The sequence below is a fragment of the Tomitella cavernea genome, assembly GCF_016599145.1.
In the GTDB taxonomy this organism is placed as follows: domain Bacteria; phylum Actinomycetota; class Actinomycetes; order Mycobacteriales; family Mycobacteriaceae; genus Tomitella; species Tomitella cavernae.
Window position 1 is genome coordinate 62,892 of record NZ_JAENKO010000004.1, and the last position, 16,995, is coordinate 79,886.

At 68.9% G+C, this 16,995-nt stretch carries 15 protein-coding genes; 6 read left to right on the forward strand and 9 right to left on the reverse strand.

Annotated elements, in window-relative coordinates:
• Positions 1-46 precede the first annotated feature (46 nt).
• Positions 47-676 (reverse strand): NADPH-dependent FMN reductase, encoded by a 630-nt coding sequence (locus JJ683_RS03065; RefSeq protein ID WP_242474356.1) that lies wholly within the window; start codon positions 674-676, stop codon positions 47-49.
• A 209-nt stretch (positions 677-885) separates the two neighbouring features.
• Here JJ683_RS03065 and JJ683_RS03070 point away from each other — a divergent pair, with 209 nt between their 5' ends.
• Positions 886-3,327 carry an AAA family ATPase gene (locus JJ683_RS03070; RefSeq protein WP_200171199.1) on the forward strand — a complete coding sequence of 814 codons (2,442 nt, stop codon included), beginning with the start codon at positions 886-888 and terminating at the stop codon, positions 3,325-3,327.
• A 59-nt stretch (positions 3,328-3,386) separates the two neighbouring features.
• On the opposite strand, the gene JJ683_RS03075 is transcribed toward JJ683_RS03070, so the two are convergent.
• Both JJ683_RS03075 and JJ683_RS03080 read right to left on the reverse strand, forming a co-directional pair.
• On the reverse strand, positions 3,387-4,628 hold the full coding sequence (locus JJ683_RS03075) for a serine hydrolase domain-containing protein (protein WP_200171200.1): 1,242 nt from the start codon (positions 4,626-4,628) through the stop codon (positions 3,387-3,389).
• Positions 4,629-4,699: 71 nt separating this feature from the next.
• On the reverse strand, positions 4,700-6,169 hold the full coding sequence (locus JJ683_RS03080) for a serine hydrolase (protein ID WP_307810652.1): 1,470 nt from the start codon (positions 6,167-6,169) through the stop codon (positions 4,700-4,702).
• A gap of 554 nt (positions 6,170-6,723) precedes the next feature.
• On the opposite strand from JJ683_RS03080, the gene JJ683_RS03085 reads away from it, so the two are divergent.
• The 3 genes from JJ683_RS03085 (at position 6,724) to JJ683_RS03095 (ending at position 9,784) form a co-directional block, all read left to right on the forward strand.
• Positions 6,724-7,014, forward strand: coding sequence for an FmdB family zinc ribbon protein (locus JJ683_RS03085; protein ID WP_200171202.1), 291 nt, complete (start codon positions 6,724-6,726; stop codon positions 7,012-7,014).
• 83 nt (positions 7,015-7,097) lie between these two features.
• The gene (locus tag JJ683_RS03090) at positions 7,098-7,370 is read left to right on the forward strand and encodes a hypothetical protein (protein ID WP_200171203.1); all 273 of its coding nucleotides are present in this window, start codon (positions 7,098-7,100) and stop codon (positions 7,368-7,370) included.
• A gap of 74 nt (positions 7,371-7,444) precedes the next feature.
• Positions 7,445-9,784 carry an FUSC family protein gene (locus JJ683_RS03095; RefSeq protein WP_200171204.1) on the forward strand — a complete coding sequence of 780 codons (2,340 nt, stop codon included), beginning with the start codon at positions 7,445-7,447 and terminating at the stop codon, positions 9,782-9,784.
• Positions 9,785-9,814: 30 nt separating this feature from the next.
• On the opposite strand, the gene JJ683_RS03100 is transcribed toward JJ683_RS03095, so the two are convergent.
• The 5 genes from JJ683_RS03100 to JJ683_RS03120 form a co-directional block, all read right to left on the reverse strand.
• Positions 9,815-10,708 carry a crotonase/enoyl-CoA hydratase family protein gene (locus JJ683_RS03100; RefSeq protein ID WP_200171205.1) on the reverse strand — a complete coding sequence of 298 codons (894 nt, stop codon included), beginning with the start codon at positions 10,706-10,708 and terminating at the stop codon, positions 9,815-9,817.
• A gap of 69 nt (positions 10,709-10,777) precedes the next feature.
• On the reverse strand, positions 10,778-12,307 hold the full coding sequence (locus tag JJ683_RS03105; protein ID WP_200171206.1) for an AMP-binding protein: 1,530 nt from the start codon (positions 12,305-12,307) through the stop codon (positions 10,778-10,780).
• 413 nt (positions 12,308-12,720) lie between these two features.
• Complete coding sequence (locus JJ683_RS03110; protein WP_200171207.1) at positions 12,721-13,494, reverse strand: N-acyl homoserine lactonase family protein; 774 nt, start codon at positions 13,492-13,494, stop codon at positions 12,721-12,723.
• Positions 13,491-15,188, reverse strand: coding sequence for an AMP-binding protein (locus JJ683_RS03115; RefSeq protein ID WP_200171208.1), 1,698 nt, complete (start codon positions 15,186-15,188; stop codon positions 13,491-13,493). Before JJ683_RS03115 ends, JJ683_RS03110 begins: the two co-directional genes overlap by 4 nt.
• Before the next feature lie 264 nt (positions 15,189-15,452).
• A complete protein-coding gene (locus JJ683_RS03120; RefSeq protein WP_200171209.1) occupies positions 15,453-15,695 on the reverse strand; it encodes a transposase in 243 nt (80 codons plus the stop codon).
• A gap of 131 nt (positions 15,696-15,826) precedes the next feature.
• Here JJ683_RS03120 and JJ683_RS03125 point away from each other — a divergent pair, with 131 nt between their 5' ends.
• The gene (locus tag JJ683_RS03125; RefSeq protein WP_200171210.1) at positions 15,827-16,333 is read left to right on the forward strand and encodes a nuclear transport factor 2 family protein; all 507 of its coding nucleotides are present in this window, start codon (positions 15,827-15,829) and stop codon (positions 16,331-16,333) included.
• A 21-nt stretch (positions 16,334-16,354) separates the two neighbouring features.
• Positions 16,355-16,753, forward strand: coding sequence for a pyridoxamine 5'-phosphate oxidase family protein (locus JJ683_RS03130; protein WP_200171211.1), 399 nt, complete (start codon positions 16,355-16,357; stop codon positions 16,751-16,753).
• Between the two features lie 41 nt (positions 16,754-16,794).
• On the opposite strand, the gene JJ683_RS03135 is transcribed toward JJ683_RS03130, so the two are convergent.
• A complete protein-coding gene (locus JJ683_RS03135; protein WP_307810653.1) occupies positions 16,795-16,974 on the reverse strand; it encodes a PspC domain-containing protein in 180 nt (59 codons plus the stop codon).
• Positions 16,975-16,995: the final 21 nt, after the last annotated feature.

Below are 16,995 nucleotides of genomic sequence, written 5' to 3' on the forward strand. Positions count from 1 at the left end.
CCGACGCGAGCCGGCCGGCGCGCCGACGACGACTCCGCGCCGCGGATCAGTTCTGCAGCGGCTGCAGGGCGGCGGTGACCCGCGTCAACTCGTCGAACATCTGCTTGGCCGCGCCCAGTTGGATCTCGTTGGGCTCGAAAGCGCCGTCGACGAACTGGTCGAACACCATGGGCGCCACGATCCCCTCCAACACCGGCACCATGCGCAGCGGCAGCACCACCAGCTTGGCGTGCTCCACCGACCGCAGGCCGCCGGAGATGCCGCCGTACGAGGCGAAGGCCACCGGCTTGTAGTTCCACTCCGTGGACACCAGGTCCAGCGCATTCTTCAGCGGCGCGGGCATGCCGAAGTTGTATTCCGGGGTGACGATGACGAAGGCCTGGCAGCCGGCGATCCGCTCGCTCCACGCCTTGGTCGCGTCGTTGACGTACCGGCCGATGCGCGGATGGTGCGGCTCGGATGTCGTCATCGGCAGCGCGACCTCGGCGAGGTCGATGACGTCCACGTCGAACCCGCCGTGCTCACGCGCCTGCGCGGCGATCCACTCGCCCAGCATGTGGCCCACGCGCGTCTCACGCACGCTCGCGATGATGATGCCCAGCTTCGGCGCCCCGGCGTTGCCCATGTGCAGACCCTTCCGATCGAGGAGAAGGCCCGGCGGCGACGCACCGGGCATGATTGTTTCCTACGCAAAGACTAACGGGCGGGCGGTACCGGTTCATCCCGCGCCGGGCGTGTTCCGCACCACCGCCCACATCCGCCATGTGGGCGTGCCGGGCCAGGTCCACCGGAAGACGCGGCGGACACGGCACCGCGTGCCGAGCACGCCCCTCGGCTACCGTCGTTCGCACGTACACCCGACACACCCCCGCAGGAGGCAGCTTCATGCCCGCCCCGACGTTCGTCCTCACCGAGGAATTCGAGCAGGCGCTCGACCTGCTGCGCTCGGGCGGCCACCTGTTCCTCACCGGCAAGGCCGGCACGGGCAAGTCGACGCTCGTCCGGCGGTTCCTGGCGGACACCGACCGCCGGGTGCTCGTGTCCGCTCCCACCGGCATCGCGGCCCTCAACGTCGGCGGCTACACCATCCACCGCGTGTTCGGTTTCCGCGCCGGCACCACCCTGGCCGACGTCGAGAGCGGCGCCTACCGGCCGGGCCGCTTCACCAAGGCCCTGTCCGAGTTGCAGACCCTCATCATCGACGAGGCGTCCATGGTGCGGGCGGACCTGTTCGACATGCTCGCCGCCGCGCTGGGCCGGTACGGCCCGGACCCGTCCGCCCCGTTCGGCGGCGTGCAGATCGTGCTCGTCGGCGACCTGTTCCAGCTGCCGCCCGTGGTCACCGAGGCCGAGGCCGCGTACTTCGAGACCCGCTACAGCACCCCGTACTTCTTCTCCGCCGACGCGTACCGCGGCGCGGCCTTCCCCACCGTCGACCTCACGCGGGTGTTCCGCCAGTCGGGCGATCCGCGCATGGCCACCATCCTCAACGCGATCCGCGAGGGCACTCTCGTCTCCCGCTCGCGCGCCGAACTCAACTCCCGTACGCGGCCCGATTTCCAACCGCCCGACGACGAGTTCTGGCTGACGCTGACAACCACCAACCGCATGGCCACGTCCCGGAACCGCGCCCGCCTGGAGCGCCTGGCGGGCGAGGAATTCACGCATCACGCCGAGCGCATCGGTGAGCTCGACCGCTTCGAGGCGCCCACCGACGACGTCCTGCACTTCAAGGTGGGCGCGCAGGTCATGATGCTCACCAACGACCCGTCGGACCGGTGGGTGAACGGCACCATCGGCCGGATCGTCGACGCCGAGTGGGGCGAGCGCGGCTGCGTCGTCGCCGTGCGGTTTCCGGGCGGCGACATGGCGGAGGTGGCGGCGTACCGCTGGGAGGTCACCCGCCCGGTGCTCGACGGCGGCGGGCTACGCCACGAGGTGATCGGGTCGTTCGCACAGCTCCCGTTCAAGCTGGCCTGGGCGATCACGATCCACAAGAGCCAAGGGCAGACGCTCGACCGCCTCGTCGTCGACCTCACCGGCGGCACCTTCGCCACCGGCCAGCTTTACGTGGCGCTGAGCCGGTGCACGTCGATGGACGGCCTGGTGCTGACCCGGCCGGTGCTGCCGAAGGACCTCAAGACCGACCGTCGCATCCTCCGGTTCCTGCGGGCCGCCACCGAACCTGCTGCCGTGCAGCGGTACTGCGCGATCGCTGCGCTCACCGTGGGCGACGACGGCGCCCGCAGCAAGCCGCGGCCCGTCGAGCTGGCGGTGGCCTTCGAGGACGGCACTTCCGTCAGTTCGGTGATCAATCCGCAGCGCGACCTGGCCGACGCCCGCCGCGCCTACGGGATCAGCGTGTCCGACGTGCTGCTCGCCCCGACCCTGCTCGAGGCGTGGGCGATGATCCTGCCGCTGCTCGATGGCTGCACCCCCGTCGGCGTCGGCGTGGACAAGGCGCTCGGCCACATCGACTTCGAGCTCAAGCGGCTCGGCAGCGCGATGCCGATGCCGCTCGGCGTCGACGTGCCCGCCGGGCGGCTGTCGGCCGGGGAACGATCGGCGCTGCGTTCGTCGTCCGCGGTGCAGCGCGCGCATGCGGCGTTGCGGGCGCGCGACCGGCTGGGCGCACAGGATCCGGGTGCCGGCGTCTTCGACGCCGACGCAGCAGCCGACGAAGCGGACCCGGTGGGGGACGCGCACGATCCCGGAACGGCCGGTTCCGGCGGCGCCGTCGGATACCTGCTCACCCGCACGCCCGACGCCCCGACCCCGGAATCGGCGCTGCTGCCCCAGTTCTCGGCGATGCTGGCTGTCGGCCGCCGGATCGGCGCGGTGCTTCTGGGACGCGAAGGCGGAGTTTCCGACCCGGATGCGGAAGCAACCGGCAGCGTCGATCCCGAAATCCTGCGCGAGGCGCGGGTTCTCGTCGCCGAGCAGGTGCGCGCGGCGGCTGCGCGCGTGCCTCTCACAGCGGAAACGCTGGACCGCCTGAGTTCTGCCGAGGCGGTGCTGGGTGCGGAACTCACGGAGGGCCTGGCCGCGCTCGAGGCCGGTTCCGCGGACCGCATGCTGACCCCCGGTACGCGCGTGTGCTTCACCGGCGACACGTTCGGTGCGGACGGGCGGTTCGTCTCCCGCGACGAGATGTTCATGCTCGCCGAGGCGCGCGGGCTCACTCCGGTGAAGAACGTGTCCAAAACCAGGTGCGACGCGCTCGTCACCGCGGAGATCGGTTCGCAGTCCGGCAAGGCGCGCAAGGCCCGCGAGTGGGGGAAGCCGGTGGTCTCCGCCGACGAGTTCCTCGCGTGGGCGGGCAGCTGAGGCCGCCAGGACCCCCGGCAGCCGCGGATAGGGGGTGCCGACCGACCACCGACGCGCAGTCAGACCAGCGCGGTACCCACAGCCCGTTCGTAGACCGCACGGAGCTTGGCGAACAACGCGTCGGTTCGGGCATCTCTGCCCGGGGAAAGTTGCGTCGTGGCATTCACCACGACGCCGCACGCCCCGTCTTCGGTGGCCGCAGCGAACTGCGTGTAACCGGAGGTGTTGCCGGTGTGGCCGAACACCCGGCCATACTCCGTGTCGTAACGAAACAGGGCCAGACCCGCACTGTTGGTCCCCGGTCCCGGCGGCTCCGACGATCCCGGCCGGAACCGGAACTGGGCCCTACGGCTCCGCTGATCGAATCCGTCGCCCCGGACATACGATCGGACGAAGCGCAGCGTGTCCATGGGCGTCGAAACCACGCCTCCGGCCGCCCAGGCCCAGCCGGCCGCAAAGAGCGTGCTCACATCCACTGGCTCGTCAGGGGTCGTGGTGTCGTAGCCGTGGAGGTACGGCTCAGGTATCGCCGATCCCGCGGGCAGGGTCGTCTGCGGCAACCCGCGACGCCTGCACACGCGATCGCGCAGCACCGCCTCGTAGGGCCGGCCGGTAGCGGCCTCGATCATCAGACCGACGAGGATGTTGTCCGAGTTGGAATAGGCGAATGCGGTGCCCGGTTCGAACTTCAGCGTCGGGTCGGTGATGAAATCCAGCAACGCCCGCGGCGGCGGAGCGTGCTGCAAGGACGACTGGAAGGCGGTAAGGAAGCCGCTGGTCGCAGAGAAGTCCGGGATGCCGCTGGTATGTCCGAGAAGCTGTTCGAGGGTGATTGCCGACCATTGTCCGGGTAGTGCCTCGCTGGAAAGCCTCTCTCCTATATTGTCCGCCAGTGACAGCGTTCCGTCTGTGACGAGCGCCAGCGCAGCGGCCCCGCTGAACGCCTTCGAGACACTTGCAAGACGCATGTGATCGCGGGCCGTCGGCTGCGCTCTCCGGTTGATGTCGGCGGTTCCCACGGCATACAGCGCGTCCTGCGTCCTGCGACCGATAGCCACCACGACGGCGGGCGGCCCGCCCTCGGCCTCGTGCAGTTCCTGCATCGCCGCGAGCAATTCGCGTTCGACCCGTTCCGCGGCCGATGAACCCGCCGATCCGAGCGAGCCGAGGCTGCCGAAGCCTCCCGTCGGCGACGCGGTCACGGCGGATGGGGAGAGAAACTCCCACAAGCCGGTACCTGCGACGGCCACCCCGCCCATGAGGAACCTTCGGCGGGAGGTTTGCGCGTCGAGAATTCGCACTTCCGCCCTCCTTTCTCAAGCCGGATGCGACGCTGTGCGCCGAGGCTCCTGCGCCGACACGCACGCGGAGCTCAACGGTGGAAGGTGCCCATGCCGTCGAGGTCGAGGTGTTCGATGGTCACCGCGGACGCCGGGGCGGTTCCCGTCTGCTCGAACGTGACTTTCGAGATGCTGCCGTCGGGCGCGTTCTCGCCGATGGGCACCATCGTGAACGTCTGGCCGTCCCAATGGGTGAGCGGGAACTTCGTGTGGTCGGGCCCCAGGGTGAGTGTCAGGGCGCCGCCTGGGTCGGTGACCGTCGCAGGACCGTAGAAGTCGTTTTCGTAGGTGCCGACGTAGGCGGGGTTGGCCGCTGCCGGAGACGGGCTCGCCGGCGGCGTCCGCCCCACCAGGGAACCGACGGGATCTGTCAGAGTGGCCTCGAGGACCTGGTGGAATCCGGAGTACCAGTCTTGTTGTACGCTGCCGAACTCAGCCATATCGACGAACTCGTTGGTGAGCGCCTCGGCGACCCCGTTGGCGGCCGCGTTGGTCAGCACGACGATGCCGATGTCGAGGTTCGGGACGAACATGACCGCAGTACCGGTGCCCTGGCTGTAGCCGCCGGAGTGGTGGATTCGGATCCGCCCGGACGCGTCCTCGTCGATCTCGAATCCGTAGCCGTAGAAGGTCTGGCGAGTGTCATCCGTACTCACCGGGTTCAACCGGATCTGCGGAGTGACCGCCGCGGTGAGCGCATCGGAATCGACGATCCGCGTGCCGTCCGCCGAGGGTCCACCGCGCATCACCATCGCGAGCCACGTCGCGACATCGGACGCCGATGAGCTGACCCCGCCGGCGGGCGACATCGCATCGTGCGAGGTGTTGAACTTCGCCTCGTACGTATTCTCCCCCACCAGGGCATGCCCGGGGGCGTGATCGGGGTCGGCTTCGAAATCGCTGTGCCGGGAGCTGGTGTTCGTCATCCCCAGCGGCCCGTAGACATCACGTTCCGACAGCGTTGCCCAGTCGGTGCCGGCCGCGGCCGCGACGGCCAGCGCACCGGAGGTGATACCGAAATTCGTGTAGTGCAATACGGTCCGGAACTCGTCAAGCGGCAGGTACTGGAGTCGGTTGATGATCTGTTCCTGGTCGTAGCCGAGGTCTTCAAGCCTGTCCGGCACTTCGCTGGGCAGACCGGAGCACTGGGCGTACATGTCCGCAATCGTGACGTTGCGGGTGACCCAGGGATCGGAGAGCTTGAAGTCCGGCATGGACTCGACCAGCGGCGTGTCCCAGGCGACGGTGCCGTCACCGACCTCCTTCGCGATCACCGTCGCACCGATCGGCTTGGACACCGATGCCACGGCGAACGTGGTGTCCTTGTCCACCTTGCCCGGTTCACCGACTTCCCGGACACCGTAGCCCTGGGCGAACACCGTCTCGCCGTTGTGGACGACCGCGACCGCCATGCCCGGTGTTCCGGACTTAGTCATGAGGTCCTGGGCGAGCCCGTCCACCCTGGCGATGGCGTCTGCGACCCGCTGATCATCGGTGGGCACGCCGGGAACGGTGTTGGGATTCGGCGGGGCCGATTGATTCGCAGATGCCGGCGCGGACGATGCCGCGGCCGGCGCCGCGGGTTCACCGGCTGACGAGCAACCCCCCATGAACAGGACGATGGCGGTGACCGGAATGAGGAAATTGCAGATCCGCTTCATGCCGTCGCGCTCCGATGGGCTTGCGAGCCGCTGGTTATGGCCGGGTCGCATCACAGTAGCATCTGGACAAAGGACTTTAAATAGTACGGGTCAAGGAATCTGTGGGCGCGCTCGGGATTGCCGCGATGCTACCCGACGGAATGATCAGGACCGCAGAATGGACCGAACCATCAACCTCGGCACGAAGTGCGGTAGAACGGGGTTCTGAGCCATGGAGGTCGTACTGGAGCCACGGAGATCCGCCGGCCGCTCCGATGCTCAGCCTCGATGCCGAAAACCGACCCGGAACGGGCCGTCCGTTGCTACGCTCCGGTGCAGTACCTTTTGCACCAGGCGTGACCTTTTGCACCAGGCGTGACCTATTGCACCAGGCGTGCGAATGAAAGGCGGTTCCCTTGCCCGTCTACGAGTTTCGGTGCCCCGTATGCGGCCCTTTCGACGCTCTCCACACCATGGCCGCCGTGCCAGATGCGGACCTATGCCCCGCGTGCGGGGCAGCCTCCTGCAGGTCCATCACGGCGCCCGCCCTCGGCCGGGACGGTTCCGCACCGATGCGCCTGCTCGACGCCGCCGCCCGCTCCGCCTCCGAGCCCGCCGTCGTCTCCGAGACCGCCCCCGGCCGCCGGCGCACCGCCGGCACACCTGTGTCGACGAATCCGCTGCACCGCAGACTGCCGCGCCCCTGAACACGGCCGCTGCCTCCCGCACACTTCCGTGGCGCGCTGCCACGGCATACATCGACCTACGGCTGAACGGGAGGAATGCGCCCGTGCGCCAGCACCCCTTCCCCATCGACTCGTCCATGACCTTCACCGGCCAGCAGATCACCGGGCACGGCCTTCGGAGCACGGACGTCACGCCGACGGTCGCCGGCGAGCCGGGCGACGAGTCCCGCGCCGGCTGCAGCGGCCGGTTCGACGAGCCGATCCGCGACGATGACTCCGCCGAGGACAGCTGCACCGCCCCCCATGAACCGAGTGCACGCAGTGCCCGGGCCGTTTCGGCCGGAAGACACCGGACCGCGAAGTGGCTGAGCCGATGAGGCGTGATGCGCCAGCGTCTGCGGACCGCGAAACAGCCACGGGCCGCGTTGCGGCCGATCGTCGGCGGGCAGGCATGGCCAGGCGCGGCCTGCGGCCCACCCTGCGGCGGATCGTCGTCGACGCCGACCCCGGGCGCATCCGGCTGCGCAGCGCGTGGGCTACAGCACTGGCCGTCATCATCGCCATCGCGGCGATGGGCGCGGTGGCGGAGTCGGCCCGCAAGGGCCCGGAACTCGTCTCGGTCGCCGGGTTCATGGCAATGCAGGTGGTGACCCTCGTCAGCGATGCGACCCTCCGGCAACGGCAGGTGACGATGGCGCTTTCGATCCTGCCGTCCACCGCGGCGGCAACGTTCGCCGCGGTTACCATGCCCCACCCTGCGGCCGGTGACGTCGGCATTGTGGCGATCGTATTCTTTTCGGTGTGGTTGCGCCGCTACGGGCCACGCGGTTCCGCGTGCGGGATCATCGGGTTCTTCGCGTATTTCTTCACGGTGCTCACGGCGACGAAGCCCGACACGCTGCCGTTGCTGCTCGTCGCCATCGTCGTCGGAATCAGTTCGGCCTTGTTCGTGCGTACCGTTGTGCTTCCGGAACGCCCGCACATGCAGCTGCGGACCCTGCTTCCCACGCTGCGCAACACGTCGGCCGACCTGCTCGACGCCGCTATCGTCGACGTTTCCTCCTCAGCCGGCTCTCCCGCCGCCGCTGCCGCCGGGGACCGCCCGAACGGCTCCGGCGGCGCGACCGCCAGGACTCTGCGGGTACGCCTGGGCGCATTGAGCCAGGCCGCCGCCGCCATCTACGACTGGCAGGACAGGTTCGACACCGGACGACACGCGAACGTCACCGCGCCGGAGCTGGCTCAGGTCGTATTCGATGTGCAGATGTCGATGGAGCACGCCGCACACGCGCTGCACCGTGCGGGCCCGCGAAGGGACTACCCGGGGCCTCTGATCGCAGCCGTGGAGGCGCTGCGCTCGACGATGATCCCCGCCACGATGCCCACCGGCGCCCCGCCCTTCCGGCAGCGATCACGTGATGCACTCGAATGCACCGCAGCCGCCACGGCTCTCGCCGGGGCGGCCGGCGACGCTGCGTGGGCGGTGCATCGGGCGGCACAGGCACAGTTGCATCTCCAATCCGTGCACGTGGCACCCGGCCGGGTCGCGAGGGTTCTTCCTTCAGGGCGTGCCCGGGCGGTGGATCCGAAACCCGCTCCGGATCCTGGTCCGGAATCGTGCAGAGCAGACGTGGCTGACGGAACCGCGTCGGCGTCCCGCCACAACGGAGCTTCCGACACCCATAGCCCGGACTCCCGACTCCGCCTCGCCCGGCAGCCAGTACTCGCCTGGCAGTCGTGGGATCCGGCCACCAGGGCCGCCGTGCAGTGCGCCGTCGCCGCGTCCGTCGCGACCGTCATCGGGCGGGTCATCTCCGCGGACCGGTGGTACTGGGCCGTGCTGGCAGCGTTCATGATCTTCTACGGCACAACCACCAGTGGGGAAGTACTGGCGAGGGCCTGGCGGCGAGTGCTCGGCACCGTTCTGGGCGTCGTGGCCGCACTCGTCATCGTCTACGCGATCGGCCGCCATCCCGACGTCCTGCTGCCGCTGATCGCCGTCTACGCGTTGGCGTCCCAGTATCTCGGACCGCTCAACTACGCGTACCGCGTCTTCTTCATCACCCTCATCCTCGCCACGCTCTACGAGCTGATGGGAGTCTTCGACCTGCGGGTGATGGAGATCCGCATCGACGAGACTTTCGCCGGCGCCGCCGTAGGGATCGCGGCCGCCTTCTTCGTCATGTCGACCCGATCGACACCCGTCCTCACCACGCGCATCTGCGACTACCTCGCCCAGCTCGCCGACCTGGTCACGCAGTGCAGCGCGGCGCTACTCCACGGCCGGACCCAGCACGACCTGAGACGCGCCTCCCGTTCGTTGGACGCGGCCCTGGCCGCCGTGGGAAAGGCGGCCGACCCGTTGGAGACCGTCGGCAACCGGCAGCATCGCCGCGATGCCGCACGCTGGCATCGGTGCCTGCAGGCGAACAACCGATTCGCCCACGAGCTCGTCGGTGCCGCCGTTCTCGAGGCGGAGCCGGCCGACGACCACTTCCCGCCGGGTACTGCCTCCGCGTTCGACCGTGTGCTCGAGCACGTGCTGGGCGACATCTCCGCCGCCACCCGCGTCACCGATCCGGCGCTGCGCGTCGACAGCAGGCCTGGCCGGCGCCCCGCAGCGGGCCCGTCCGCCGACCGCCTGGTCGAGGTTGTGCTGCACACGCTGCCACACTCATGTTCCGGTACGTCCTCGGCCGATCGTCTCCGCGCCGCCGTCTACGCGCTCCGCGGCATCGACCGCACGCTCCCCGAGACTGCGGACCAGGAAGGTGGGCTCCTCCCGGCATGACCGCGCCCATGATGCGGCGCGTGCGGACTCTCAATCGAACGCGCCGTGCCGCCCCTCCCCGCCGGCGAAGCGCCCGGCGCCGTCGATGCCGTCGGCCGCCAGTGAACGCATGCCGATGGCGAACTCCCCGGCCATCGCGTCACGCTCCGAGGACCCCCACTGGTCCAGCACCGACGAGCGGTCGCCGCGCATGCACGTCTGCGGGAACTCCGCGATGCGCTCCGCCAGGTGCTGCGCGTATTCGAGCGCCGTGCCGTCCGGCACCAGCCGGTTGACCAGCCCCATGTACTCCGCCTCGGCCGCGGGGACGGGCCGGCCGGTGAGGATCATGTCCATCGCACGGGACTGTCCGATCAGCCGCGGCAGCCGCACCGTGCCCCCGTCGATGAGCGGTACGCCCCAGCGCCGGCAGAAAACGCCGAAAACCGCCGACTCTTCGGCCACGCGCAGGTCGCACCACGCCGCAAGCTCGAGGCCCCCGGCGACGGCGTATCCGCTGACGGCGGCGATCACCGGCTTGTCCAGGTGCATCCGGGAGATGCCCATGGGGCCGTCGCCGTCCGCGGCGAGACGGTTGCCCGTGGGCCCGCCCACCGCTTTGAGATCCGCCCCGGCGCAGAAGGTGCCGCCCTCGCCATGGAGGACGGCGACGCGGGCATCGGAGTGCTCGAACGCGCGGAACGCGACCGCCAGCTCCGCCGCCATCCGGCCGTCGACGGCGTTGCGCCTGTCCGGGCGCGCCATCGTCACCGTCGTCACATGGCCTTCGGTGTGCACGGTGATGTCGTGGAAGTCCTGTGCGCCGCGGTCGCCCCAGCGCCCGGCCACCACGTTGTGACCCGTCACGCTGTCGCCCGTCACGCTGTCGCCCGTCACGCTGTCGCCCGTCACGCTGTCGTCTGTCGTGCTGCCGTCATCCGCCATGTTCCTGCCGCCCGTCTCCGCTCCGCCCCTGCCTTCCGTCCGTCGTCCTCCGTCCGCCGTCGCCGCCCGTCACGCTTCGCTCTGCAATCGCGCCCGCAGCTCGCGGCGGAGCAGCTTGCCCACGGGCGACTTCGGTATCGCATCGACGAAACGCACAGACTTGGGCACCTTGTAGCCGGCGAGATGTGCGCGCACCAGTTCCTGCAGTTCCGGTTCCGTCGCCTCCGCGTCGGGCGCGAGTGCCACGAACGCCGTCACCGCCTCCACCCACGTGGCATCCGGAGCGCCCACCACGGCGCACTCGGCGACGGCGGGATGGCGCAGCAGAGCATCCTCGACCTCACGGGGGTATACGTTGTAACCACCGGTGATGATCATGTCGCTACTGCGATCCACCAGGTAGACGTAGCCGTCCTCATCGGACCGGGCCATGTCCCTGGTGCGCAACCAGCCGTCGGATGTGCGCATCTGCGCGTTGAGCTCGTCGGCATTGTAGTAACCCTGCATCACGAACGGCGCCTGCACCTGCATTTCGCCGATCTCCCCCGTCGGCACCGGCGTGTCGGTTTCGTCAGCGATGCGCAGACGGACGTCCGACGACGGCCTGCCGCATGAGCCCCACAGCCCGGCGTCGCGGTGGTCGTCCTTGGTGAGCACGGTGATCGCCAGCGGCGCCTCCGTCTGCCCGTAGTACTGGCAGAAGATCGGGCCGAACACTTCCATGCCTCGTTCCAGGACCGGCCGCGGCATGGGGCTCGCCCCGTAGATGACGGTGCGCAGCGACGACAGCTCGGCCTCCTCCGCGGCGCCCGAGTTCAGCAGCATCGCGAGCATCGTCGGCACCAGGTTCACCTCGGTGGCACGCGTCCGTGCGATCGCATCGACGAACCCGCGCGGTTCGAAGCCCGGCAGCACCGCCGCCATCCCCCCGCGTGCGAAATAGGGCAACACGAAGGTGCCGCTGGCGTGGATGAGCGACGCGGCGTGCAACATCACCGAACCCGGTCCGGGGTCCACCAGGTCGGCCAGGATGTTGTCGGCGATAGCGCCATAGGTGGCGTGCGTGTGCACGACGGCCTTGAGCGTGCCCGTCGTCCCGGAGGTGTACAACAACAGCATCGGATCATCGGGCGCGACGTCCACCCGCGGCTCGCCGGCCGCGGCGAAGCGGATGTCCAGCACGTCGCAACCGGTCCCGTCTGCGGGCAGGCAGTCGAGGCCCAGCGTGCGCAGCCCAGGCATCCGGGCGAGCAGCTCCGAGGCCCGGCCTGCACTCGGCCCGTCGTGCACGATGACGGACACGTCCGCCTCGCCGAGCATCCGTGCCTGCTCGTCCGTGGCCAGCCGCGGATTCATCGGGACACGCACCAGGCCGCATTTCATCGTCGCGAAGTCCACCGGCACCGTCCAGAGACTGTTCCCGTAGAGCAGGCCCACGTGCTCGCCCTTGTGCAGCCCGGCCTCGCCGAAGGCGGCGCCTATCCGGTTCGACAGGTCGTCGACCTGCTGGAAACTCAACGTCCTGTCGCCGAACCGCACCGCAGCGCCATCCCCGTGTTCCGCCACGCCGCGCCGCACGAATTCCAGGGCCGGAGTCATCGTCACCTCGCACAATCCCGTCAGGGCCCGCACCGGCGGGCCGCGTCATCGCTCCACTATCCCGCCTGCGGGCACCTCCCGGTGCCGATTCCGCGACCTTTGCGTGAAGCTCCGCGACTCCCGCTCCCTTCGCGGTAAAGGCATTCGTGTCATACCGAGGGCGAGTTCGGGACGGATAGCAGCGCCAGGCGCCGCCGCGGGCCAGCATGGACTTGGCGATCGGCCCTTCGTCCGAATGCGGGTTCACACCTGCCACGATCGCCTCGTGGGCGACGCCGCCGTCATCACGTCGGTCCGCTGCATCGGCGGTGATCCGCACGCTCCGGACGCGATTCCACCGCACCTGGGAAAAGCGGGAAGCCGCATCCCGGCACTCGTACTGACTGCCCGCTCAACATCGAAGGGCCCGTTTACTACTCCATCGCGCCGGCGCCGTACCGTGCCCAGTCGTCAGGGTCGTGGCAGACCCAGATTTCCGCGCGCGCGTCGGCGGCGATCGTTTTCAGCCGGCGGATCGACGCGCGGGCTGTAAGGGTGTCCACATCGCCCTGGTAAGCGGCTTCGGTCTCGAGCGCGCCGCGCGCGTGCACCACATCCGCGCCGAGGATCATCGTGCCGCCGGGCAACCGCACCATCGCCGCGAGTGAGCCCGGGGTGTGCCCCGGCAGGTAAAGCGCTGTGACCGCCCCGTCGCCGAACACGTCGACGTCGGTGTCGATGACATCCCACCGGATGCAGTGACGATCATCGAAGTCTTCCGGCCGGAACCATCCGCGTGCGAACAACTCCGGAGCACGGGCATATTCGAGTTCGCCAGAGCCGAGGATCGTCCGCGCATGCGGGAACTCTTTGAATGCGCCTGCATGGTCGAAGTGCAGGTGCGAGGCGATCACCGTCTGCACATCGTCGACCGTGAAGCCCAGGCGGCCCAGCTGACGGTCCAGCCGTTGCTCCACTGTGAAACGGATGTCGATACGCTCGGCCATCTCCCCGTACACGGCGGACGGTCCCCCGGCCGCGGTCGAATCCAGGCCGCCGTCGAAGAGCACAAGACCGTCGTCGTGCTCGATCAGGTAGACCGGGAACGGCAGGCGCGGCGCCGCGTCGCCGAACAGCTGGACCTGCTGCGGCGACCGATATGTCGCCGGCTCCAGCGCATGCATACGGCCGACGGTTCCGCCGCTCATTCGGCGGCCTTCGTCAGCAGCTTCCGGGACTCGGCCGGCATGGCGTTCTCGCGACCGCCCGCTACGAACTGGTCCCGCAGCCCGGCGCGATCCGATGCGTCCATACGCGCGAACGCGCTCGAGCGGGACGGCGCGTACCAGACGTCGTCGGCTTCCCATGCGGTCGCGCGCAGCGGCGCCTTGTTGATCTTGCCGCTGCCGGTCATGGGCACAGCGTCGACCACCCGCACGAACGTCGGGCGCCACTTGGTGCCCATGTCCGGCTGTGCGTCGGTGAACGCCGCGAAATCAGCGGGATCGAAACGGGCGCCGTCGGACATCGTCACTACGCACATCACCTGGTCGCCGGTCTTCGGGTCCGGCACGCCGAGGATGTGGGCGCCGCCGAACCGCGGGTAGCGTGCAAGAATCCGCTCAACAGGCGCGGCGCCGAAATTCTCCCCGTCGACCCGCAGCCAATCCGACGAACGGCCGGCGAAATAGAAGTACCCGTCTTCGTCACGGTAGGCCAGATCGCCGGTCCAGAAATCCTCGCCGCCGAACTTGAGCCGGTCCGCCATCGCTTCGGGATTGTTGTAGTAGCCCTCGAAGGTCTTACCGCGGCCGATCACCACGATCTCGCCGGTCGCCTCCTCCGCGTTGAGCAGGACCCCGGCCCCGTCGAACCGCGCCGGCGGGCACTCGTTGTCCTCCTCGTCGCGCACCTGGGCGGACATGCCCGACGCCGGCAGGCCCAGCGCGTTGCGCGGCGACTCGGCCGTCGGCACGATCCGGATCGCCCCCTCGCTGGCCCCGTAGCCCTCGCGCACCTCGCAGCCGAAACGCTCACGGAACTCGTCGACCTCAGCAGGGGAGGCCTCCGAGCCGAATGCCACCTCGAGCTGGTTGTCCGCTTCCTCCGGGTCGCGCGGAACGGCGAGGATGTAGCTCAGGGCCCGGCCGACGTAGTTGAAGAACGTCACGTTATGCCGACGGACATCGGGGGCGAACGCGCTGGCCGAGAACTTGCGGACCATCACCACCGTGGCGCCTTCCTGCATCGCGGTGGCCAGGTTCATCATGATCGCGTGCCCGTGGAACAGCGGCAGCATCATGTAGGTGACCGAGTCGCGGTGCAGCGAGATCCGCTCGCCCATCTTCTCGGTCAGCCGGCCGAGACGGCCGTTGGTGCAGATCACCGCCTTCGGCGCTCCAGTGGACCCCGAGCTGAACAACAGCAGAAAGATCGCCCTCGGATCCGGGAGGCCCTCCGGCGGTGCCGCGTCGGAGAACCTGCCCAGCAGAGCAGTGTATTCGGCGGATTCGACGTCGACGACGCGGTCGGACGCGACCGCCAGATCCTCGAGGGCAACGGTCTCCAGATACAGCGGCTCGGTGAGCACCATGTCGCAGTCCGCGTGGACGATGTCGTGCCGTAACTCCGCGCCTCTGCGCGTCGGGTTGAGCCCGACGATCACGTCGCCGTTGAGTGCCGCACCGAGCAGCCAGAACACGTAGTCGGGGATGTTCTGCAGCAGGACCCCCACGTGACGTTGTGTGCGGCCGGCACCCGGTTGCACGAAATCACGCAGCAGCGCCGCCCGCACCGCGGACTCGTGGACGATTTCGTTCCAGGTCCAGGACTGCCCCTCGAACCGCATACCCTCATGCGTGTCACCGATCCTGGACCGCACCACCTCAGCGAAAGTCTCCAAGCCGATGCCTCCTTCCCCTGTTCGCGCGCCAGTTGCCGACCGTGACGCGACCTAGTCAATTGAGCAAGCGCTTGATACGGTAGCTATGGCCCAATTCACAGTCAAGCACCTGTCGCCGTTCTGGGAGCTTCGAGAGTCCCTTCCCGGCGAGCACTGCGACGGCGCTGCCGTCGCAGGAACGGGGCGCCGCACTTGCACCGGCGCCTCCGGTCTTGCAACTGGTCAGGTGATGGCGGGGCGCCCGGGGGCCGCAGGTCAGCCGGGTCACGCGTCGAGTCCGTCGATGCCGCGCATCGCGGTCGTCGCGACATCGCTGCGTAGCGCGGCGAAGTGCTCCACGCCGGCGAGGGTGCGCACACCGCCGCAGACCTTCTGCCGGAGTTCGGCCATGCGGATTTCCCGTTCGGCAACGTTGTAGCCGAACGGAGTGTTCGGGTCGACGGCGCACCGAAGGCAGCCCTCGATCCGCGTTGCGATCCCGCGGGAAAGGACGCCTGCATCGTTCATGACTTCGCCGCCCGGCGGTCAGCATCGCCTCGGCAGGCAGAGGCGATCCGGCGTCGTCCGCGCGCTTCGTGAGCCTTCGGCCGTTCGGGAATCCTCATAGCCACGGTGTTCCTCCACTACTGTCCGGAGGCATGAGCCATTTTTCGGGGACCGAACTGACCGACGCCTTCACCGCTTTCCTCGCCGAGGTCGATGACCTGCACAAAGCGGGGCAGTGGGAACGCTTTGCCGACCTGTTCACCGACGACGTCGTCTACATCGAGCACGCCTTCGGGCGGTTCACCACGCGCGAGCAGGTGCGCGACTGGTCGGTGAAGACCATGACCTCGTTCCCCGGCAACCACATGACCGAGTTCCCGCCGCTCTGGTACCTGGTGGACGAGGAGCGCGGCCGGATCGTCGCCGAGGTCGACAATCCGATGCGAGACCCCGGCGACGGATCCGTGCACACAGCCACCAACATCTCCATCTACACCTATGCGGGTGACGGAAAGTGGTCCGGGGAGGAGGATGTGTACAACCCGATGGAGTTCGCGCAGATGGCTATGCGCTGGTGCGAGCGCGCCCAGGAGCTGGGCACCCTCACCGATGAGGCCCGCACGTGGATGGACAAGATGCGCAAGGTGCTCCCCCGCTGAATCTTTGGACGGAGGATCGTGATGACCGACAGGACCGCGGCGAAACCGACGCCGGCGACTCTGGAGCAGGCGCTGCCGGGCTATCGCAGCGCCTACCTGCTCACCGTCTCCGACGCGGCCCGCCCGCACGTTGTCGAGGTGTCCGCGCGGCTCGCCGCCGGGCTGCTGGAGGTGCGCGGGCACGGACGCAGATCGACGTCCAACGCCCAGGCTCGGCCGGAGGTCACCGTGCTGTGGCCGGCCACCGACCCCGGCGGGCGCGCGCTGATCGTGGACGGGCGCGCCTCCGTGGCCGAAGACCGCCTGTTCCTCACCGTCGCGCGCGCGATCCTGCACCGTTCCGGCGAGGCGGCGGGCGACGCGACGCCGGCGGACGCCTGCACATCCGACTGCGTGGAACTGAGCTTCGCCCGGCCGTGACGGCCGGGCTTGCCCGTGTGCGCATCATGGACGATCGCACATCACGTCTCCTTAGGCATCACGATCCATAGCACCAGGTACAGCAGGACCTGCGGCCCGGGCAGCAAGCAGCTGAGCACGAACACCAGTCGTACGGTGCTCACGTTCCAGCCGAAGTTTTCCGCGATCCCTCCGCACACGCCGGCGATCATCTTCTGATCGCGGCTCCTCGACAATGTCACTTCGGCCTCCTCGTCGACGCG